The organism is Dactylosporangium sp. NPDC051087 (assembly GCF_055586325.1).
This window is the reverse complement of record NZ_JBVJIJ010000014.1, coordinates 118202-137239: the sequence shown is the minus strand read 5'-3', so window position 1 is coordinate 137239 and position 19038 is coordinate 118202. Positions and strand designations below refer to the sequence as shown.

Here is a 19038-nt window from a genome sequence, read left to right as displayed (position 1 = left end):
CAGTGCCTCGCCGCTCTTCCGGTCAGTGCCTCGCCGCTCTTCCGGTCAGTGCCTCGCCGCTCTTCCGGTCGGTGCCTCGCGCTTTTCCGGTCAGGGCCTCGCCGCTTTTCCGGTCAGTGCCTCGATCGCGGCCCGGACCGCCGGTACGTCCACGATCGGGCGGGCGCCGCCGTCCAGCGGCACGATGCCGCGCAGGCAGCCGCGCGGGCCGTGGCCCGTCGACTCCTCGACGATGAGCTCCCGCGGTATGCGCAGGTGACCGTCGAGCTCCTCGAAGGCGAGGGCGACCAGCGGCTCGCCGGCGACCAGGACCAACCAGCGGGCGGCGTTCGACCCCTTGCCCGCGGCCCCTGCCGCCGGGTGGCCGAACACCGCGGCGAGGTCGTAGACGGGGACGATGGAGCCGCGGAAGCTGGCGACGCCGAGCAGGGAGGGCAGCGGGCCGGGCAGGCGGGTCACCGGGCGGTCCGGGAAGAGGCCCGCGGCCTGGGTGAGGCGCAGCGCGTACCGGTGGCCGCCGACCCTGATGGCGAGGAGGTCGTCGAAGCCCGCGACCTGCTCGCGGTGCGGTTCGGCGAACGAGCCGTCGAAGGACTCGCGCAGCTCCGCCAGGCGCCGCCGCATCTCCCCGCCGGCGTCGCTGCCGTGTTCGATCCCGTGGTCGCTGTCGTAGTAGCTGTCGTGGTCGCTGTTGTAGCCGCTTTCGTAGCCGCTGTCGTGGTCGCTCTCGTAGTCGCTCTCGTGGTCGCCGTCCAGGGCGGCGTGCCGGGCGGTGGTCATCGGGCGGCGGCCAGCTCGGCGTGGCAGAGCGCGATCAGCGCGCCGCGGCCGAACCCGCCGCCGAACAGCAGGATGCGCTCGTCGCTCTCGTGCCGCAGCAGGGTCACGGCACGGTCGAGCTCGCGTTCGGCGGTCCGCAGGTCGCCGCGGCGGCGGGCGAGCAGCCCCAGCCGCAGCCGGGGCATCGCGAACGCGGCGTCGAGGTGCGCGGCCATCCGGTGGTGCTCCTGCGCCGCGTTCTTGTCGCCGTCGCCTTCGCGGCACTCGGCGAGCAGGTGGTGGGCGTCGGGGTTGAGCGCGTCACGGTCCAGCAGCCGGTTGCACACGGCCGCGGCCCGGCCGGTGTGCCCGAGGTGGGCCAGGACGGCGCCGCGCACGAGCATCACGTCGGGGCGGTCCGCCTCGGCCGAGTCGATGGCGTCGAGCACGGCGAGCGCGTCCGTGAAGCGCTCCTCCTGCACCAGCTGCATCGCCCGGTCCCGCTCCCGCTCCCGGCCCGGGTTCGACCGGACCGGCCTGGCGGGCGCGGCCTTCCTGACCGGGGCGGGCGACGGCTCCGGTTTCGGGGCGGCGGCGGCCGTCTTCTGGTAGTAGAACGTGCCGTGGGAGTGCTGCACCGCCAGGGCGGTCGGCCGGCTGCCGAGCGAGTCGGTGTGCCCCAGGAACAGGTAGCCGCCGGGCGAGAGCGCCCGCGTGATCCGGGCGACCGCGGCCGCGACCGTCGGCGGCGTCAGGTACATCAGCAGGTTGCGGCAGAAGATGACGTCGTAGGTGTCGGGGCCGAACAGCATCGGGTCGTCGTTGGCGATGTTGTACTCCAGGAACCGCACCCGCCCGCGGAGCCGCTCGTCGATCTCGACGCCCTCGGCGGTGGTCCGGAACCAGCGCTGCTGCGCGGCGGCCGGGGTCTCGCGCAGCGACCAGCGGGAGTACCGCCCGGCGGCGGCGACCCGCAGCGCGGCCCGGTTGACGTCGAGACCGACGATCGACACGTCCCAGGACGGCTCGACGCGCTCGGCGGCGACCATCGCCAGGGTGTAGGCCTCCTCGCCCGTGGAGCAGCCGACCGACAGCAGCCGGAGCCTGCGCTCCGCGGCCCGGGCGCGGACCCGCTCCGGCAGCGCCAGGTCGGCCAGGACGTTGAACTGCTCGATGTTGCGGAAGAAGTACGTCTCGTTGATGGTCACCGCCTCCGCAAGCGCGGCGAGCTCGTTGTTCCAGGCGGTGCCGAGGCGGTCGAGGTACCCGCGACCGGTCAGGCCGTGTTGCGTCGCGCGTACGCGCAACACCTCGGCGAGCTGAGGATCGCGTTTGTCGTCGAAGGTCATCCCGAGGCGCCGCGACAGCAGCTCGCGCAGCCGGACGACGTCATCGCTACGCGCCATCGGACGCCTCCGGCCACTCGACATCCGACATCAGCCAGTCACCGCGCAGGAACAGCAGCGGCCTGGAGTCCAGGACACCGACGGCCGCCACGAGCCGGGTCGCGGCCGAGGCGAGCATCGGCGGCGGCGGGCGGCTGTGGTCCGGCTCGACGGGCAGGACGCCGACAATGGGCCCGGTGGCGTACGCGAGCGGACCCCACGCGGTGCGCGTCGTCACGAACCGGCAGGGCCGGTCCACCCGCGCGCCGAGCAGTCCCGCCGTGTCCACGACCGGCACCGCGAGACCGCGGATGACGCTGACCCCGAGCAGGATGTCGGCACTGCCCGCCAGGGGCTGCACCGGCAGCGGCCGGATCGTCTCCACCACGTCGCGCAGGGCCAGCGCACACAACAGGTCGCCGACGCCGAAGACCAGCGACAGTCCCGGCGGCGCTTCTGTGACAGCTGTGATCGCCACGTGATCATGATATGTGGCATTGGTCGGTTTTTTACCACTATCGGGTGAGGCCTGGGTTTCTCGGGCGCCCGTTTCTGTCGTACCCCTCGGATACCTTGCCGAGCATGGACGTGACCGCACCCGCCGCCCGCCTCGCCGCCGCCGCGGCCTTCATGCTCCGCCTGCTGACCGGCCGGTCCCTCCAGCCGTCGCACGCGGGCGCCCTGCTGCGCGCCGACGACACGGGCCTGCACCTCACCGCCACCGACGGCGAGGTCACCGTGCACCTGCACGCCCCGGCGACCGTCCACACCCCCGGCGAGGTCGTCGTGCCGCGCCGATCGCTCGCCGACACGCTGACCGCCCTCGACGCGGCCGACGCACGTCTCACCGTGCAGCGCGGCCGGCTCGCCATCCGCGTGCCGGGCGCCAGGTTCGCCCTGCCCAGCCTCCCCGACGCCACCCCGCCCGCCGCCGCCCTGCCACCGGCGCTCGGCTCGGTCAGCGGCGAGGACCTGCGCACCGCGGCCGTGCCCGTGGCCGGCGCCGCGTCCCGCGAGCACGCCCTGCCGATGTTCACCGGCGTGCGTCTCCGCACCCACGACGCCGTGCTGACCCTGCTCGCCACGGACCGCTTCCGGCTCGCCAGCGCCTCCATCCCGTGGCACCGCGCCACGCCCGACCCGACGCCGGGCGGCGCCCCGGTCGAGGCCCTCGTGCCGGCGACCGTCCTGACCCGCGCCGCGCAGCAGCTGAGCCGCGTCCCGACGGTCCACGTCCACGCGGGCGACGACCTGTTCGCCCTGTCCTGGGACGGCGGCAGCATCACCACCGCCACCCTCGGCGGCGGCTATCCGGACACCCAGCTCGCCCGCCTGCTCGACGTCACCCCCGCCTGCACCGTCGAGGTCGACGCCGACACCCTCGCCCAGGCGGTAGACCGCGCCGCCGCATATGGCGGCCCCCACGGCCGCGTCACCCTCCAGACCATCGACGGCGCCCTCCTCGTCCGCGCCGACGACCCCCTCACCGGCGAGTCCGAGCAGACCGTCAAGGCCACCGTCGACGGCGGCCACACCGTCCGCTCGTTCCAGGCCCGCCTGCTGACCGACGCCCTGCGCGCCTTCCCGCACCACGACGTGCGGCTGCGGATCCAGGAAGGCATGCGCGCGACCGCCTTCACCGCCCCGCTGCCCACCGCCACCCTCGACTACCTGGTCGTCCCCCTCCGCACCCCACCCGCGGCCTGACCCACACCCTGACCTGAAGCCCTGACCCGCAGCGCAGCCTCGACCCGCGCCCGCCTGCTGACCGACGCCCTGCGCGCCCTCCCCCACCACGACGTGCGGCTGCGGATCCAGGAAGGCATGCGCGCGACCGCCTTCACCGCCCCGCTGCCCACCGCCACCCTCGACTATCAGGGGCCTGCGGGCTTCGGGAGGATGTCCAGCATCGTGGAGCGCACGGGCAAGCGGCGGCCTCGGCCTCGCCGTGCGTTCACGGCGGAGTTCAAGGCCGAGATCGTGGCGTTGTGCCAGCGCGGGGATCGTTCGATCGGGCAAGTGTCGCGATCTCGATCTGGCCGAGACCGCGGTGCGTGACTGGATCAAGCAAACCGAGACCGAAGCCCATGCCGGTGCGGACTCGCCGGGCAGCCCGGCCATGGACGGGCCGGCCACGAACGGGCCAGCCACGAACGGACCGGCCACGGACGGGTTCAGCTCGGATGAGCGGGCTGAGCCGGCGCGGTTGCGGCGGGAGAACCGCCGGCAGCAGGACGACGTCGACAACCTGCAGCGGTCGACCGCCTTCTTCGCGCTATTGCCAAGATGGTCAACGTCCGGTGCGGTTCGCCCGCTTCTTCGCTGCCCTGGCGAGCGGCTGGCGGCTTGTCCCCTGATTTGCGGTTCTGCCGTACGTCCGCGCCCCGAACCGGGAGTGCCTTGACAGGAGCCTGCTCGCGCTCAAATACGGCAAGCCCCTGATCTGGGTCGCGGTCAACCGACCATCACGGCGAAGGAAGGTGACATGCTCACAGCCGGCGTCGATGCTCATAACGAACGCACACCCTGGTCGCAGTCGACGACGTGGGCCGCGAGCTGGGCGAACGGACCGTCGATGCAACCGGTGAGGGGCACCTCGACGCGGTGCGGTGGGCCATGCCGTGGACCGGCGTGCGGTTCGTAGTCGAAGACTGCCGGCATCTGACCCGCCGTCCGGAAGGCGACCTTCACGACTTGGCCGAAGCGCTCGACCGACTCGATCGCACCGTTGGATGGTCCTGGGCGAAGCTGCCGGCGCTTCAGGTCCAAGCACGCCTTCGCGAGATTCAACGGCACGACACCAGTTCCCGTGTGCTCGGCCAGCAAGGTGCGGGTCCGTCTCAACCGTGGCAGGACGCGAATCGTCACACCGCTCTGCCTCGGGCGTACTACCGCTGCCAGGACTGGCCGACCTGCCCGCACCGAACAGGATCTGATCGTGCGGGCTCATCGCGATCCACAACGCGTCGACCGGCTCACGCGCGGCGCGGGCTGCCGTGGCAAGACCCACCGCCATTGGCGGTCAGCACAGAGCCGGACCCGACCGTCCCACAACGCCCGGGACCTGATCGGCAGGGGGCTTCGCGCCGGATCTGACAGTGGGAAGGCGAGTCGGGCAAGGAAATCCGCCGCTGCCCTGAAACGCCGCGTCGCTCGCGAATGTGTGGACCAGCCGGGACCGGGTGCAAGGAAATGTTTCGCGTGTTGTGGGGGCGTGTGCGGATACTGCGTCGGTGACCGGTTCTGCGTTGCCTCGGTTGCTTCGGCCTCGGGCGCTGAGGCCCGGCGATCTCGTCGTCGTCGCTTCGCTGTCCGGGTCGTTGCCCGCGGCGTACGAGGGCAACGTCGAGCGGGCGGTCGTCGTGTTCGAGCGGATGGGGTTCCGGGTGCGGCGGGCGCCGCTGCTGGAAGTCGGGCGGCGCCGGTGGTGGAGTGCGGCGACGCCGGCGGAGATCGCCGCGGAGTTCAACGGTCTTCTTCGTGATCCTGAGGTACGGGCGATCGTCGCGAGTGACGGTGGCCAGACGGCGTTCGGGTACCTCGACCTGATCGACATCGAGGCGGTCAGGGCAGACCCGAAGCCGATCCTCGGCTACAGCGACATCTCCCTGCTGCACCTGGTGCTCTACGCCCGCGCGGGGCTGGTCGGGTTCCATGCCGACATGGCCGTTCCCGGCTTCGGCGGCAGCTGGCAGGCGGTGCCCGCGGCGCGCCGGGCGGAGCTCGAGCAGCTGTACGCGAGGCTGCTGACCGGCACCGCGGCGATCGGTCCGCTGCCCGCGAGTCCGTCGTGGGAGTGCTGGCGCGCCGGGCAGGTGCAAGGCCGGCTGATCGGTGGGGTGATCAATCGCGTCGCGCTGGTGCAGGCGACGCGGTTCGCGGTGCCGCTGGAGTGGTTCGACGGTGCCGTGTTGTTCTGGGAGGAGATGGGCGGGCAGGCGTCGTACGTGTGGAGCTATCTGCAGGTGCTGCGGCACGCCGGCATTCTCGACCGGATCGCCGGCATGGTCGTGGGGGTGCCGCGCGACATCGACGGGCTCGACTCGACCGGGGGGTCCCCGGCGTTGTCCGAGATCGTCCTTGACGTGCTCGGTGACCGGGACATCCCGGTGCTGGGCAATGTCGATCTCGGACATGCCGGGCCGAATCTGCCGATGCCGGTCGGTGTCCGCGTCGGTCTCGATGCGCGGCGGCGGACGTTGTCGTTGCTCGAACCGGCGGTCCGGGGCGTCAGGGGGTCGGGGCCTGGGCGCTGATGTCGGCGAGGGCCGAGGAGGCGTCGCGTTCGATGGCGAGGTCGCCGAGGGAGACGATGCCGACGAGGTGTTCGCCGACGAGGACCGGGAGGCGGCGCAGGGCGTTGGTCCGCATCAGTTCGACCGCGACGGCCAGGTCGTCGGAGGGCGAGACGGCGACGAGGTCGGGGGCGACGATGTCGCCGACGGCGGTGGTGGCCGGGTCGCTGCCGGCGGCGACGACGCGCACGGTGATGTCCCGGTCGGTCATGATGCCGCGGACGCCGCTGCTGTCGGTGACGACGAGCGCGCCGACGCCGGCCTCGCGCATCTGTTCGGCGGCGGCGACGACGGACTCGCCGACGTCGATCGTGAGCGGCGCGTTGGTCATGATGTCCTTCACCTGTCGGCTCATACGGTGAGGGCTACCCAGCGGCCGGCGATGCAACCAGGCGGGTCCGGAAGCGGTGACCGCCCGCCGGCACGAGCAACGCCGGCGGGCGGTCATCGGCGGACGGGGGGCCGCGGTCAGTTGTCGTTCAGCGGGTCCAGGCTGCCGGTGAGGCTGGCGACGCCGCAGTTCGGGGCGGACCAGAAGCGGCTCGGGCGGCCGTCGACGTGGGTGTGGTCGTTGTGGTCGGGGTAGCCGGGGCCGAGGATGCCGGCGAAGCCGTGGTTGCGCGCGGTCTGGGCGAGCTTGCACAGCGAGTGCGGCCCGGCGCCGAGGTCGGCCGCGTCGCCGTACAGGTGCCTGCTGGTCGACGCGCCGCCCACGGCGTTGTTGCACGAGACGCTGCGGAAGCCGCTGGTCACGCGGATCGGCTGGTCGCCGAGGGCGTGCCGGAGTGCCTGCAGCTTCCACATCGTGACCAGGGCGTTGGCCTTGGCGGTCGCGGCGGAGACGTTGCCGCCGGCCCAGGTGCTGTTGCAGTTGTTGAGCTCGGCGTAGCTGAAGTTGACCGGGGTGCAGTCGTCGTCCTGGAGGGCGTAGAGCTTCGCGAAGGTGGCCGCCCCCGCGACACCGTCGGCGGCGAGGCCGTATGCTGCTTGGAACCGGGCGACCGCTGATTTTGTCGCGGGCCCGAACTGGCCGTCGATGCCGAGGACCGCGCCCGAGCCGGGATAACCGGCGACGCGGATCTGCAGCTGCCGGACCCCCTCTCCCGACGATCCCTGGGCCAGGACCCCGCTCCACGTGTAGCAGGCGTCCGCGTGTGCCGGTGCGGCGGTGACGGCGAGTGTGCCCGCCGTCGCGCCGATCATGAGCAGCGCCGCACTGAGCAGGCGCATCAATCTCTGCATAGACGCATATAAGTGTACGAATGGAGTGAAGTCAATGGATGTTCGTCGCTACATTCTGACCGGGACGCCGGGTGCCGGGAAGACCACGATCGCACTGGCGCTGCGGGCCAAGGGGCACCACGTCGTCGAGGAGGCGGCGACCGACGTCATCGCCGGGTCACCCTACGAGCGGCCGTCGGATCGGGACGACTTCGTCGACCTGGTCGTACACCTGCAGCGGCAACGACAGCAGGCGGCCGGTGCCGTGCCGGTCCAGCTCTTCGACCGCTCCCCGCTGTGCACCCTCGCGCTCGCGCGCTACTGCGGCCGGGAGCCCTCCCCCGCGCTCGTCGCGGAGCTGGAGCGGGTGCGGCGGGAGCGGGTGTACCAGCGGCTGGTGTTCCTGGTCCAGCCGATCGGCTTCGTCACCCCGACCAGGGCCCGGCGCATCACCTACCCGCAGTCGCTGGAGTTCGCCGCGATCCACGAGGAGGTGTACCGCGAGCACGGATACGATCTGTTCGAGATCCCGCCCGCCCCGGTGCACGAGCGGGTCGAGATGATCGAGGAGCGACTCACGCATGCGCGAGGGTGAGGCGGCCACGTCCGAGGACCTGGTGCGGCGCCTCGTCGCCGGGCAGTTTCCACAGTGGATGGACCGGCCGGTGACGCCGGTGCGAAACCCGGGCACCGACAACGCGATGTACCGTCTCGGCGACGACCTCGTCGTGCGGCTGCCGCGGCTGCCGGGCGGCGCCGAGCAGATCGAGCGGGACGCGCGCTGGCTGCCGGTCCTCGCCCCGCGGCTGCCGCTCGCCGTCCCCGCACCGGTGGCGACCGGCCGCCCCGCGCACGGCTACCCCTTCCCGTGGACCGTCGGGCGGTGGCTGCCGGGCGACACCGTCGAGGCGTTCACGGACCGCGACTCGGCGCTCGACCTGGCCGCGTTCGTCACGGCCCTGCGCGCCGTCGACCCGGCGGGAGCGCCGGCCGGATATCGCCGCGGTGCGCTCGCCACCCGTGACGCGTCGGTACGGGACGCGATCGCCCAGCTGGACGGGGAGCTCGACACGGCCGCCGCCACCGCCGCCTGGGAACGGGCCGTGGCCGCGCCGGGGTGGGACGGCCCGCCGGTGTGGACCCACGGCGACCTGCACGCCGGCAACGTCCTGGCGCACGACGGCAGGGTCAGCGCCGTCATCGACTTCGGCTGCGCCGGCGTCGGCGACCCGGCCTGCGACGTCATGCCCGCGTGGACGCTGCTCGGCGCCGGGCACCGCGACGCGTTCCGGGCGGCGGTCGGCGCCGACGACGCGACGTGGGAGCGGGCCCGCGGCTGGGTGCTGTGCATGGGCCTGGTCGCCCTGCCGTACTACCGCGACCGCAACCCGCCCTTCGCCGCCATCGCCCGGCGCATGCTGGAGCAGGCCCTGCCGTGACCGTCAGGTCAGGTCGGACGGGATCAGGCTGTACACGACGAGGTCGTGCCGGCCGGAGCGGGAGACGGCCACGTTGCGCAGCACGCCTTCGAACTTGAAGCCGGCCCGCTCCGCGACGTGCCGGGAGGCGGTGTTGGCGGGGGCGGCCTGCAGGGCGATGCGGGCGAAGCCCTGCTCCGTCAGCGCCCACCTGGCGACGGCCGCGGCCGCCTCGGCGGCGACGCCCCGGCCGCGGGCCCACGGCGCGGTCCAGTAGTGCATCTCCGCGGTCATCGCGATCCAGTCGGCGCCGAACAGCGACACGTGCCCGAGGAGGCGGCCGCCGTCGCGGGCCGTGACGGCGAAGCCGATGCCCTTGCCGGTGCGGCGCCGGTCCTCGATGCCGGACGCGCACCAGCCGAGGGCCACGTCGAAGGCGGCGCCGGCGTACGCGTACCCGAGCGGCGCCGAGTCGATGAACCTGGGGTCCTGCCAGACGGCGTGGACGTCCGCGGCGTCGCCGGGCACGAAGGGGCGCAGCAGCAGCCGGTGCGTGGTCAACGTGACCGGCGGCAGCACGGGGTCAGACATCGGGAGGCGCTCCGCTCAGGGCAGGGTCACGCTGTCGACCGGGTCGGCGCAGATCTCCCACCGCTCCCACCACAGCTGGTCGGGCAGCTCGCCGGACGCCTCGACGATGCGGCCCAGCAGGTCCAGGCTCTCCTCGGACGCGTCGACCTTCGCCTCGTCGACGATCATCGACAGCTCCCGCAGCCGCTCCCGCATGACGACGCCGACCAGGTCGCGGCCGGCGGGGGTCAGCGCCAGCCAGGTCGAGCGGCGGTCGTTGTCGCGCTGGAAGCGCCGCACCAGGTGCTTGCGCTGCAGCCGGTCGCACATGCGGGTCAGCGTCGACGGCGCCACGTCCAGCTCCTTGGCCACCTCCGCGCTGCGGCGCGGGCCGCTGGTCGCCAGCAGCACCAGCGTGCGGTACTGCGCCAGCGTCACGTCCGCGTCCAGCGCCGCCAGGTTCCGGGCTGCCAGCGCGACCATGCTGCGACTGACCGCCAGCAGCGCATGAACCAGCGCCTCGTTTCCCCCCGGGGTGGTCATCCGGACATCGTTGCATGATGGATACGTCGTTCCGTGTGCACTATCGTGTCAATCGACCATTGCAGTAGTGCAACATTCTTGAAGGAGACAAATGAACGGGGACGGCACGCCGGAGCTGGCCCGCATCCTCCTCGTCGAGGACGACGCCGCCGACGTCGCGTTCACCCTCGAGGAGTTCCGCGAACACCGCCTCCGCAACGAGGTCACGGTGATCGGCAACGGCCTGGAGGCGATCGACCACCTCGAGCGCCGCGGCGCTCACGCGGACGCGCCGACACCGGACATCGTCCTGCTCGACCTCAACCTGCCGGGCGTCGACGGCCGGGTCGTGCTCGACCGGATCCTCGGCAACCCCCGCCTCGCCGACCTGACCGTCGTGGTCCTCACCGGCTCGCCCTTCGAGGAGCAGATGCTGCGCGACTTCGGCGTCCCGTCGGAGCACTTCTTCCGCAAGCCGGTCGACTTCGCCCAGCTGGCGAAGCTCATCAACGGCATCGACCGCTACTACCTGGTGATCGACCGGCTCACCGGTCGGTGATCAGCGGGCGGTAGTCGGCGGTCGTCAGCGGCAGCTCGGTGAGCATGCCGTCCGCGCGGGGCACCTTCAGCACCTGGTCGTCCAGGAAGAAGCGGACGGTGTCGACGTCGGTGCGCGAGTCCAGGGTGCACACGATCTGCCCGATCGCGAGGATGTCGTCGGTGCGGCCGCCCTCCTGCGCCCTGAAGGACACCTCGGCGGTCGCGTCGACCAGCCGCACGCCCCTGATCAGGTCCGTGCCGGTCAGCGCGCTGGTCAGGCCCTCGTCGAGCTCGTCGTCCGTCGGGCCGGCGGCGAGGTGCCCGAGCAGCACCGACACGTCCCCGGTCGAGCCGACCCGCCGGTCGACGGCGACCAGCTGCTCGCCGCGCACGAGGTACAGGCGCTCGATCACCGGACCCGCGGTGTTCTCGGGGGCCTGCCGCGGTGGGCTGCCGATCACCAGCGGCGACTCGAGCGGGCGCGGCGCGTGCTCGTCGGGCACCCCGCACCCCTGCAGGGCCGCCACGAGCAGCCCGGCCAGCACGAGACGGCGCCTCACGGCACGACCCCCGGCAGCTCGACCCTGAAGCGCGCGCCGCCGCCGGGGCGGTCGAGGACCACGACCTTGCCGCCGTGCGCGGTCGCGTGCTGCGCGACCAGGGACAGGCCGAGGCCGGTGCCGTCGCCGCCGCCGCGGGCACCCGCCGACCGGCCGCGGACGAACCGGTCGAAGATCACCTCGCGGTCGGCGGGGCGGACGCCCGGCCCCTCGTCGTCGACCTCGACCCGGCCCGTCCCGGCGACGCAGGTGAGCCGGACCGCGACGGGCCCGCCGCCGTGCCGGACCGCGTTGTCGAGCAGGTTGGCCAGGATCTGCTCGAGCCGGCGCCGGTCGACCAGCCACCGGGAGGCGTCGTCGCCGGGCGGCTCGACGAGCCCGGCCCGCAGGCCCTGCGCCTCGACGACCCGCCGGGCGAGGTCGTGCGGGTCGACCGGGGCGCGCCGGGCCGGCTGGTCGCTGCGGGCCAGCTCGAGCAGGTCGTCGACGAGCGACTGGAAGCGTTCGATCTCCTCGACGACGAGCCCGGCGGCGAGCGCGGTCCGCTCGTCGAGGTGCTCCTTGCGCCGGTGCAGGACGCTCGCCGACGCGGCCAGGGTCTGCAGCGGCGAGCGCAGCTCGTGGCTGACGTCGGCGGCGAAGCGGCGGTCCCGCTCGTGCCGGCGGGCGAGCTGGTCGACCATGCCGTTGAACGACGTGGTGAGCCGCGCCAGGTCCGGCTCGGCGGCCGGGTCGAGCCGGGCGCTGAGGTCGCCGTCGGTGATGCCCTGCGCGGCGTCGGCGACGGAGCGCAGCGGGCGCAGCACGTACCTGGTCGCGTACCAGCCGAGTCCGGCACCGGCCGCCGCGACCGCGGCCGCGACGAGGCCCAGCACCCAGGCGAGGGTCCGCAGCGTCTGGTCGAGCTCCCGCAGGTAGTCGATCTCGTAGAGGGCGGTCCCCGGCGACAGCGGCACCCCGATGACGAGGGCGGGGACGCCGTCGACGCGGATCCACTGCGCGCCCTGCCCGCCCTGCTCGACGAGCTCCCGCAGCCCGGCGGGCACCGCGTCGGACCCTCCGGTGTCGGCGTTGCGGGTGTACCAGTACCCGTCACGGTGCAGCAGCGTGCGCCGGTTGCCACCGGTGTCCAGCGACTTGAGGATGGCCACGACGTCGGGGCGCTCCCCGTCGAGGCTCGCGGTGATGATCCGCGCGTCGTAGGCCGTGGCCCGGACCGTGGCCCGCTCCCGCCCGGCGAGCAGGGCGCCGCGGGTGAACTCGTAGGACACGAACGCCATCGAGGCGGACAGCGCCAGCGCCCCCGCGGCGAACCCCGCGATGACCCGTGTGCGCAGCCCGGCCTTCTTCATCGGTGCAGCTTGTAGCCCATGCCACGGACGGTCAGCAGGCGGCGGGGCGCCCGCGAGTCGTCCTCGATCTTCTGCCGCAGCCGCCCGACGTGGACGTCGACCAGTCGCTCGTCGCCGACGTCGTACTCCCACACGCGCTGCAGCAGCTGCTGGCGGCTCAGGACCAGGCCGGGGTGCTCGGCGAGCTCGCACAGCAGCCGGAACTCGGTGCGGGTCAGCGCGACCGGCTCGCCCGCGACCCGGACCTCGCCCGCCTCGGGCAGGATCTCCAGGTCGCCGAAGACGAGCGTCGACACCGTGGACAGCACCGCGCGGCCGCGCCGGCGCAGGGCCCGCAGCCGCGCCGACAGCTCCTTCACCGCGACCGGCTTCACCAGGTAGTCGTCGGCGCCGGCCTCGAGGGCCGCGACGATGTCGTGGGTGTCGTCGCGGGCGCTGACGACCACGATCGGCACGTCGTCGTCGCGGCGCAGCTGGCGGATGCACTCGAAGCCGTCGACGCCGGGCAGCATCAGGTCGACCAGGACGGTGTCGGCCGGCTCGGCACGCTGCGCGACGAGGCCGTCCTCGGCGGTGGACACGCCACGCACCGAGTAGCCTTCGTCCTCCAGCGCCAGCATCAGCGACAGCCGGATCCGATCGTCGTCCTCGATGACCAGTACGCCCGCCACCACTGCATCATGCCAGGCCGGAGGCGTTGTCATCGAACTGTCATACTTCCGCGGAACGGCCGCCACATGCACGGCGGAGGCTCGCTGCATGTACACCGGCATCGACGCCCGCCCCATCGCCCGGACCCCGCTCGTCGAGATCATGGTCACCGAGGAGCTCGACGCCGCCACCGAGCCACGCATCCGCGCGCTGCTCGAGGACGCGCTGACCATGCATCCGGAGCAGCTCGTCGTCGACCTGGCCGGCTGTCCCTTCATCGACGCGACCGCGATCGGCATGCTCCTGGACATCCACCGGCAGGTCTGGACGTCCGGCGGCAGACTCACTTTGCGGGCGCCGTCACCCCGCGTCAGGAGAACGTTGCAAATCGCGCACGTAAATCACGTGTTACGAATGGTCCCGGAGGACGACGGACACGACATGATGACGAAGACCCAGTGACCTGATCGACTCAGCTCAGTGAGAGGAGCGGCGACCGTGACCGCGGCGACGACACCTGACGGCACCGACTTCACGTTGATCTGCGACGCCTGCGGCCAGAGCGTGACCGGGCTCGGCGCGACCATGCACAACTGGGACCTCGTCTGGAGCCTGTTCCGCCGGCACGGCTGGACCGGCGCCCGGCTGGCGACCGGCCCGCACAGCTGCGGGCGCTGCTCCCGGGTGCCGCTCGCCTCCGCCGACCCGGACCCGGTCGGCTGGCTCGCCGGTGACACGCCACCGGCCAGCGTCGCCGAGGACGTCGCCGGCGACGCCGTCGAAGCGCCCGCCGGGCCGGTGGCCGCGCTCGACCCGCGCGTCGAGGCGGCGGTCGTCGAGGAGGCGCTGGTCGTGTCGCTGAGCGGCGACCTGGACATCGAGGTCGGGCCGGCGCTGCGCGCCGCGCTGTCGCCCGCCGGCTACCGCCCCGGCCACCTGGTCCTCGACCTGAGCCGGGTCGCCACCCTCGACTCGTCGGTGCTGGGGCTGCTCGTCGCCGCCCGGCACCGCGCCGCGCAGGCCGGCGGCCACACCTGCCTGGTCGGGCTCGCCCCGTTCATGCGGCGGATGATGCACACCCTGTGCCTGCTGCACCTGTTCGTCGTCCTGCCGGACCGGGCCACCGCGATCGGCTGGCTGCGCGGCGACGACGCGGACCTGCCCCGCCAGCGTGACCTGCGTGGTGAGACGACGCCCGCCTGATCGTGACAAACGCTGCATCGAACTATAGAAATGTCAGGATGAACGGAAGTTCCTGACATCTCGGAGGGAAGTGCAGCATGCCCAGCTCCCCCGCCAGCTCGTCCACCGGCTCGTCCGTCAGCCGGCGCAGCCTGCTCGGAGCGGCCGCCATCGCCGGCGCCGCTCCGGCACTGCTCAGCACCGAAGCCGCGAGCGCCGCACCCGCGCACCGCCAGTCGCGGGTGCCGCTCGACCGGATCAGCGTCCAGCTCTACACGCTGCGCGACCAGCTCAGCGCCGACCTCGCCGCGAGCCTCGCCCAGCTGCGCACGATCGGCTACACCAGGGTCGAGCACGCCGGGTTCGTCGGGCGGACCGCCGCCCAGTTCCGTGGCTTCCTCGACGCCGCCGGGCTGAAGGCCACGTCGGGCCACGTCGCGATCCCGCAGCCGTGGGACGCGTCCGCGTGGCAGCGCGCCCTGGACGACGCGAACATCGTCGGCAACCGCTTCATCGTGCACCCGTTCTTCGGCGTCGACGCCACCGGCCAGCCGATCCGCGACGGCGCCAGGTATCACGCCCTGGCCCGCGACCTGAACCGCGCGGGCGCCCTGGCCCGGCGCGCCGGGCTCGACTTCGGCTACCACAACCATCAGCTGGAGTTCGTCCGGCAGGACGGCGGGTCGCGCACCGGGTACGACATCCTCACCGCGGAGACCGACCCCGACCTCGTGCACCTCGAGGTCGACCTCTTCTGGGCGTGGCGGGGCGCCGCCGACCCGGTCGACCTCGTCCAGCGCCACCGCGGGCGGATCCGGCAGGTCCACGTGAAGGACATGGACACCGCGGCGGCGTTCACCGACCCCGGCGCCGGGCTCATCGACTTCGGCCGGATCTTCGAGCACTCGCGCGAGGCCGGCCTGGTGGAGTACATCGTGGAGCGCGACGACGCGGGAACGCCGCCACGCACTCCGGCCGACGCGCTGACCACGGCGCGCAACGGCTACCGGTTCCTGTCGGACCTGCGGTTCTAGCTCACCATTCGTGCGGCAGGCTGTAGCGCCAGGTCGCCGCCAGGAACGCGCCCGCCGGGGTCCGGTAGTACGGCCACACGCGCTCACCGGACCTCGGCAGGTCGCGGCGCACCCGGCGGGCCTTGGTGCCGCTGAGCTTCGCCTCCTTGTAGAGCCGGTCCTCGCTCACGGCGGGCACCGGCACCGACGAGGGCCACCTCGCGCACTCGCCGGGCTCGAAGTCGAGGTGCACGGCGACGAGCAGCACCGCGTCCACGCCCCACGGCTCGCCGCCGGCGCGCACCCGCTCGCGGATGACGCCGACGTGGTCGTACAACTCGTGCAGCGCGGCCGGGAAGTTGCCGGACTCGTCGCCGTCGCCCCACCCGTCGAGGTGCACGGTCAGATACTCGCCGTCGGGGGTGCGGACGCGGACCCGGTCGGACGGGGCGTCGCGCGGCGGCTCGCTGCGGGGATCCCGGCGGACGCCGGCCCGCCTGCGCAGGACCTGCACGGCGTGGGCCTGCAGCGCCTTCGCGTCCTTGGCCGGCAGATATTCGTGGGCGATGGCGTCGGCGTAGGCCTCGCCGTCGCCGTAGACCGCCAGGGGCGGCGGCTGCATGATCCCCTGGCCGGGGAAGAAGAATCCGCGCTGCTTCTCCCACTCGAACATCGGCCACTGCACGGCCGCGTGGGCGGCCCCACCGCCCAGCAACGACCCGGCGAACACCCCACCGGCGACCAGGACCGCTCTGCGCTTCACCTGGACGACCCTAGTCCCTTTTTCCGCTTATGTACCGATATATGCGCAGTTCTGGGCTATGTAGAAAAACTGCTGAGCCCTATGTAGAGTGGGCGCGTGGCGGCAGGCGTGCGCATGACGGCGGCGGTGGCGAAGGTGTTGTCTGCCTTCCTCACCGATCCGGCCGTGGACCGATATGGCCTCGATCTCATGCGGGTGACCGGCCACCCCAGCGGCACCCTCTATCCGATCCTGCTGCGCCTGCAGCGGGCCGGCTGGGTCGACGCGCACTGGGAGGACATCGACCCGGTGGCCGCCGGCCGCCCCGCCCGCCGCTATTACCGGCTGACCGCCGACGGCGTGGTCGCCGCCCGCACCGGCGTGGCGGAGCTCTATGGACAGCTGTCCGCCGGCACCCCCCGCACCACGCCGGGGCTGGCATGACGGCGGCGGACCGGCTGGCGGAGGCGCTGCTGCGCGTCGCGGTGCGGCGATGGCCCGCGTCCGTCCGCGAGGAGCAGTCCAGGGAGTGGTCCGCCGAGCTGCACGCGCTGCGCACCGAGCCCGGCGCCGGGGCCGGCCGGCGCGCGTTCGGCCAGCTGCGGTTCGCGTTCAGCCTCGCCGCCGCCTCACCGCTCGACGACGAGGACGGCGTGCCCCGCGGCTGGCGGGAAGGCCTGCCCGAGGCCGGCCGGGCGCTGCAACCCCTCGCGGCGCTGACGGTCTTCGGGGTGCTCGCGGCGGGCCCCGCCGCCGGCATCCTCCGCACGGTCAGCGAATGGCTCCTGGGCCTCGCCGGCGTGCCGATCCGCTGGCCGCTGGGCACCACCGTCACCCTGGCCACGTCACTGCCGGCGCTGCTGATCCTCACCGCCGCCGCGTGGTGGCTCGGCCGCCGCCTGCCCATCCGGCGCCGCCGCGGCCTCGCACCCGCCCCGGCGCTGGCACTCGCGGTGGCGTTCGCCGTGCTCGTGGTGGGCACGGTGACCGCCATCGGCCCCGCCGAGAGCGGCGCGCTCTCCATCAGCCTCGCCGTCGGCGCACCGGTCTGGGCGCTGCTCACGGCCGCGCTGACCCTGGCGGTCGTGCGGCTCGCGGCGCGCCCCCGCCGCTGGGTGCCGGCCGCCGTGCTGGCCCTGGCCGGCATCCCGCTCGTGGTGGAGCTGGCGGTCACCGCCGCGGTGCTGCCGTGGGTCCTCACCTCAGGCGCCGACCTGTCGACGGCACTGACCTGGGCTCCCTCGCTGCTGTCCGGCGCCGCCATCACCGGCGACGCCGGCACGTGGCACCAGTCCGCGGAAGCGATCGCCCTGTCCAACGCGACCAACACCTACCCGTCGCACCTGCTCGTCCTCACCGGGCTCGCCATCGGCCACGGGCTCGGTGCGGCCCGCCCGCGCCCGGCCCGCCGCCCCGCGCCGCAGCCCGTCCACGCCCCGGCCCCGCTGCGCCTGTCCCCGACCACCTCGACCGCCGGCGTGGTGACGCTGCTCGCCGGGCTGTTCGCCTGGGCGTACACCCTCGCGGTCCTCACCCCGGCGATGCCCCTGGTCGGCCGGACGGCCCCGATGCCGGGCGGCGACGGCGAGCTCTACATGTGGGTCGCCGAGCTGCGCTGGGGCGGCATCACGCTCGCCGCCCTCGGCCTCCTGCTCGCCGCCGCCGACCGCCGCGCCGCCCCACTCGCCGCCGCCGCGCAGACCGTCGCCCTGCTGATCGCCGACGGCGTCCTCGCCCGCGCCGGCACCACCGACCTGCGCACCGCCCTGACCGTCGCCGCGATCACCGCCGCCGTGTCGTGGCTCATCGCCGGCACCGGCCCCACCGCACCCGCCGCGGACGGCCTGCTGACCCGGCGCCGGCTCGCCTGGACCGCGGTCATCGCCGCCTGCTGCGGACCCATCCTGTTCGGCCAGGGCACCCCCGAGGTCAACCACCCCTTCCTGCCCCCGGGACTCGCCGGCGTGACCGCCCTCCTCGCCGCGGCCCTCGCCGCCGTCGCCACCCAGGCCGCCACGGCCGCCCGCCCCACCCGCCTGCGCCCGGCCTGGTCAGTCACCGTGACCGCCGTCCCCGTCCTGCTGCTGGGCGGGCTCGGCCTCGCCACCGGCGCCGGCGTCTCCAACGCCGTCACCGGCGCCGGCCTCCTCCTCACCGTCCCGATGATCCTGCTGGTCGTCGCCACCATGCGCGCCCACCGCCCCAGCCAGGGCTGGGCCAGACCGACCCTCTGGGTCGTCCTGTCCCTGAGCAGCCCGGCCCTGAGCATCGCGATCATCGCCGCCTCGCTGATGCTGTCCATGGTCACGGCCAACGTCCTGTTCGCCGTGGCCGGCAGCAGCTGGGCCGCCGACGGCCTGTCCTTCCTCCCGGGCGCGGTGGTGCTCGCCGTGGCCATCGGCGTCGCCGTCTCCCGCAGGGTCATCCGCCCCGCCGGTCCTGCCACCGACCAGCCCGCCCCGCCCGGTGTCCCGCCCGCTCCCAGCCGACCCAGGCCGCTGACGTCGGTGCCGCCCCGGCCGCTGACGCTGCGCCGGGCCCGGAAGTGACGGCCCACCACCCGACCCGACCAGCCACCGCCCGCCCGTAGCCCACCACCAGCCCTTTTGCAGCGACCGTGGAAGCGGCGCTGCGGCTGATCCCGCCCGCGCCGGCCACCACCCGAACCGCACACCCTCGGCCAGGCCGCTGACCTCACCCCTGCCCCAGCCGGGCACGATCGTGCCCGCCGTAGCCATCGACATCCACCGCCGACACACCACAGGGCCCGGAAGTGACGGCTCACCACCCGACCCGACCAGCCACCGCCCGCCCGTAGCCCACCACCA

The 19038-nt window shown here is 73.5% G+C and carries 22 protein-coding genes; 10 read left to right on the top strand and 12 right to left on the bottom strand.

What is annotated here, in order from left to right; all coding sequences use genetic code 11:
• Positions 1–90: 90 nt before the first annotated feature.
• From ACZ6TV_RS26510 to ACZ6TV_RS26500, 3 genes are read right to left on the bottom strand one after another with little or no spacing between them, the layout of a single operon-like run.
• On the bottom strand, positions 91–780 hold the full coding sequence (locus ACZ6TV_RS26510) for a chemotaxis protein CheW (RefSeq protein ID WP_465299963.1): 690 nt from the start codon (positions 778–780) through the stop codon (positions 91–93).
• The gene (locus tag ACZ6TV_RS26505; protein ID WP_465299962.1) at positions 777–2165 is read right to left on the bottom strand and encodes a CheR family methyltransferase; all 1389 of its coding nucleotides are present in this window, start codon (positions 2163–2165) and stop codon (positions 777–779) included. Before ACZ6TV_RS26505 ends, ACZ6TV_RS26510 begins: the two co-directional genes overlap by 4 nt.
• Positions 2155–2622 (bottom strand): chemotaxis protein CheW, encoded by a 468-nt coding sequence (locus tag ACZ6TV_RS26500; protein WP_465299961.1) that lies wholly within the window; start codon positions 2620–2622, stop codon positions 2155–2157. The genes ACZ6TV_RS26505 and ACZ6TV_RS26500 overlap by 11 nt, the downstream gene beginning before the upstream one ends.
• A 104-nt stretch (positions 2623–2726) precedes the next feature.
• Here ACZ6TV_RS26500 and ACZ6TV_RS26495 point away from each other — a divergent pair, with 104 nt between their 5' ends.
• Positions 2727–3851: a DNA polymerase III subunit beta gene (locus ACZ6TV_RS26495; RefSeq protein ID WP_465299960.1), complete on the top strand. Its 1125-nt coding sequence runs from the start codon at positions 2727–2729 to the stop codon at positions 3849–3851.
• A gap of 801 nt (positions 3852–4652) precedes the next feature.
• Here the strand turns inward: ACZ6TV_RS26495 and ACZ6TV_RS26490 are convergent.
• Complete coding sequence (locus tag ACZ6TV_RS26490; protein ID WP_465299959.1) at positions 4653–5012, bottom strand: hypothetical protein; 360 nt, start codon at positions 5010–5012, stop codon at positions 4653–4655.
• Between the two features lie 293 nt (positions 5013–5305).
• Here ACZ6TV_RS26490 and ACZ6TV_RS26485 point away from each other — a divergent pair, with 293 nt between their 5' ends.
• Entirely contained in the window at positions 5306–6400 is a 1095-nt protein-coding gene (locus ACZ6TV_RS26485) for a S66 peptidase family protein (protein WP_465299958.1), read from the top strand.
• Here ACZ6TV_RS26485 and ACZ6TV_RS26480 read toward each other — a convergent pair.
• Both ACZ6TV_RS26480 and ACZ6TV_RS26475 read right to left on the bottom strand, forming a co-directional pair.
• The gene (locus ACZ6TV_RS26480; RefSeq protein ID WP_465299957.1) at positions 6375–6794 is read right to left on the bottom strand and encodes a CBS domain-containing protein; all 420 of its coding nucleotides are present in this window, start codon (positions 6792–6794) and stop codon (positions 6375–6377) included. The two genes, ACZ6TV_RS26485 and ACZ6TV_RS26480, sit on opposite strands and share 26 nt — an antisense overlap.
• Positions 6795–6907: 113 nt before the next feature.
• Positions 6908–7669, bottom strand: coding sequence for a D-Ala-D-Ala carboxypeptidase family metallohydrolase (locus ACZ6TV_RS26475; RefSeq protein WP_465299956.1), 762 nt, complete (start codon positions 7667–7669; stop codon positions 6908–6910).
• Between the two features lie 46 nt (positions 7670–7715).
• Here ACZ6TV_RS26475 and ACZ6TV_RS26470 point away from each other — a divergent pair, with 46 nt between their 5' ends.
• Both ACZ6TV_RS26470 and ACZ6TV_RS26465 read left to right on the top strand, forming a co-directional pair.
• Complete coding sequence (locus ACZ6TV_RS26470; RefSeq protein ID WP_465299955.1) at positions 7716–8255, top strand: AAA family ATPase; 540 nt, start codon at positions 7716–7718, stop codon at positions 8253–8255.
• Complete coding sequence (locus tag ACZ6TV_RS26465) at positions 8242–9099, top strand: aminoglycoside phosphotransferase family protein (RefSeq protein WP_465299954.1); 858 nt, start codon at positions 8242–8244, stop codon at positions 9097–9099. The genes ACZ6TV_RS26470 and ACZ6TV_RS26465 overlap by 14 nt, the downstream gene beginning before the upstream one ends.
• Positions 9100–9102: 3 nt before the next feature.
• Here ACZ6TV_RS26465 and ACZ6TV_RS26460 read toward each other — a convergent pair whose 3' ends face one another.
• Both ACZ6TV_RS26460 and ACZ6TV_RS26455 read right to left on the bottom strand, forming a co-directional pair.
• Complete coding sequence (locus ACZ6TV_RS26460; protein WP_465299953.1) at positions 9103–9669, bottom strand: GNAT family N-acetyltransferase; 567 nt, start codon at positions 9667–9669, stop codon at positions 9103–9105.
• Positions 9670–9684: 15 nt separating this feature from the next.
• Positions 9685–10191, bottom strand: coding sequence for a MarR family winged helix-turn-helix transcriptional regulator (locus tag ACZ6TV_RS26455; RefSeq protein WP_465299952.1), 507 nt, complete (start codon positions 10189–10191; stop codon positions 9685–9687).
• 91 nt (positions 10192–10282) lie between these two features.
• On the opposite strand from ACZ6TV_RS26455, the gene ACZ6TV_RS26450 reads away from it, so the two are divergent.
• A complete protein-coding gene (locus ACZ6TV_RS26450) occupies positions 10283–10729 on the top strand; it encodes a response regulator (RefSeq protein ID WP_465299951.1) in 447 nt (148 codons plus the stop codon).
• Here the strand turns inward: ACZ6TV_RS26450 and ACZ6TV_RS26445 are convergent.
• Genes ACZ6TV_RS26445 through ACZ6TV_RS26435 form a run of 3 tightly spaced genes read right to left on the bottom strand, consistent with a single transcriptional unit; the run spans position 10716 to position 13293 of the window.
• Positions 10716–11270 carry a GerMN domain-containing protein gene (locus tag ACZ6TV_RS26445; RefSeq protein WP_465299950.1) on the bottom strand — a complete coding sequence of 185 codons (555 nt, stop codon included), beginning with the start codon at positions 11268–11270 and terminating at the stop codon, positions 10716–10718. The two genes, ACZ6TV_RS26450 and ACZ6TV_RS26445, sit on opposite strands and share 14 nt — an antisense overlap.
• Positions 11267–12622 (bottom strand): ATP-binding protein, encoded by a 1356-nt coding sequence (locus ACZ6TV_RS26440; protein WP_465299949.1) that lies wholly within the window; start codon positions 12620–12622, stop codon positions 11267–11269. Before ACZ6TV_RS26440 ends, ACZ6TV_RS26445 begins: the two co-directional genes overlap by 4 nt.
• Positions 12619–13293, bottom strand: a complete 675-nt coding sequence (locus tag ACZ6TV_RS26435) for a response regulator transcription factor (protein WP_465299948.1) — start codon at positions 13291–13293, stop codon at positions 12619–12621. Before ACZ6TV_RS26435 ends, ACZ6TV_RS26440 begins: the two co-directional genes overlap by 4 nt.
• Before the next feature lie 88 nt (positions 13294–13381).
• Here ACZ6TV_RS26435 and ACZ6TV_RS26430 point away from each other — a divergent pair, with 88 nt between their 5' ends.
• From ACZ6TV_RS26430 to ACZ6TV_RS26420, 3 genes are all read left to right on the top strand, one after another.
• A complete protein-coding gene (locus tag ACZ6TV_RS26430; protein WP_465299947.1) occupies positions 13382–13735 on the top strand; it encodes an STAS domain-containing protein in 354 nt (117 codons plus the stop codon).
• A 36-nt stretch (positions 13736–13771) separates the two neighbouring features.
• A complete protein-coding gene (locus tag ACZ6TV_RS26425; RefSeq protein WP_465299946.1) occupies positions 13772–14476 on the top strand; it encodes an STAS domain-containing protein in 705 nt (234 codons plus the stop codon).
• Positions 14477–14553: 77 nt separating this feature from the next.
• Positions 14554–15489: a sugar phosphate isomerase/epimerase family protein gene (locus ACZ6TV_RS26420; protein ID WP_465299945.1), complete on the top strand. Its 936-nt coding sequence runs from the start codon at positions 14554–14556 to the stop codon at positions 15487–15489.
• A gap of 1 nt (position 15490) precedes the next feature.
• Here ACZ6TV_RS26420 and ACZ6TV_RS26415 read toward each other — a convergent pair whose 3' ends face one another.
• Positions 15491–16231, bottom strand: coding sequence for a hypothetical protein (locus tag ACZ6TV_RS26415; protein WP_465299944.1), 741 nt, complete (start codon positions 16229–16231; stop codon positions 15491–15493).
• A gap of 96 nt (positions 16232–16327) precedes the next feature.
• On the opposite strand from ACZ6TV_RS26415, the gene ACZ6TV_RS26410 reads away from it, so the two are divergent.
• Both ACZ6TV_RS26410 and ACZ6TV_RS26405 read left to right on the top strand, forming a co-directional pair.
• Positions 16328–16654: a PadR family transcriptional regulator gene (locus ACZ6TV_RS26410; protein ID WP_465299943.1), complete on the top strand. Its 327-nt coding sequence runs from the start codon at positions 16328–16330 to the stop codon at positions 16652–16654.
• Entirely contained in the window at positions 16651–18759 is a 2109-nt protein-coding gene (locus ACZ6TV_RS26405) for a hypothetical protein (RefSeq protein ID WP_465299942.1), read from the top strand. Before ACZ6TV_RS26410 ends, ACZ6TV_RS26405 begins: the two co-directional genes overlap by 4 nt.
• Positions 18760–19038 lie beyond the last annotated feature (279 nt).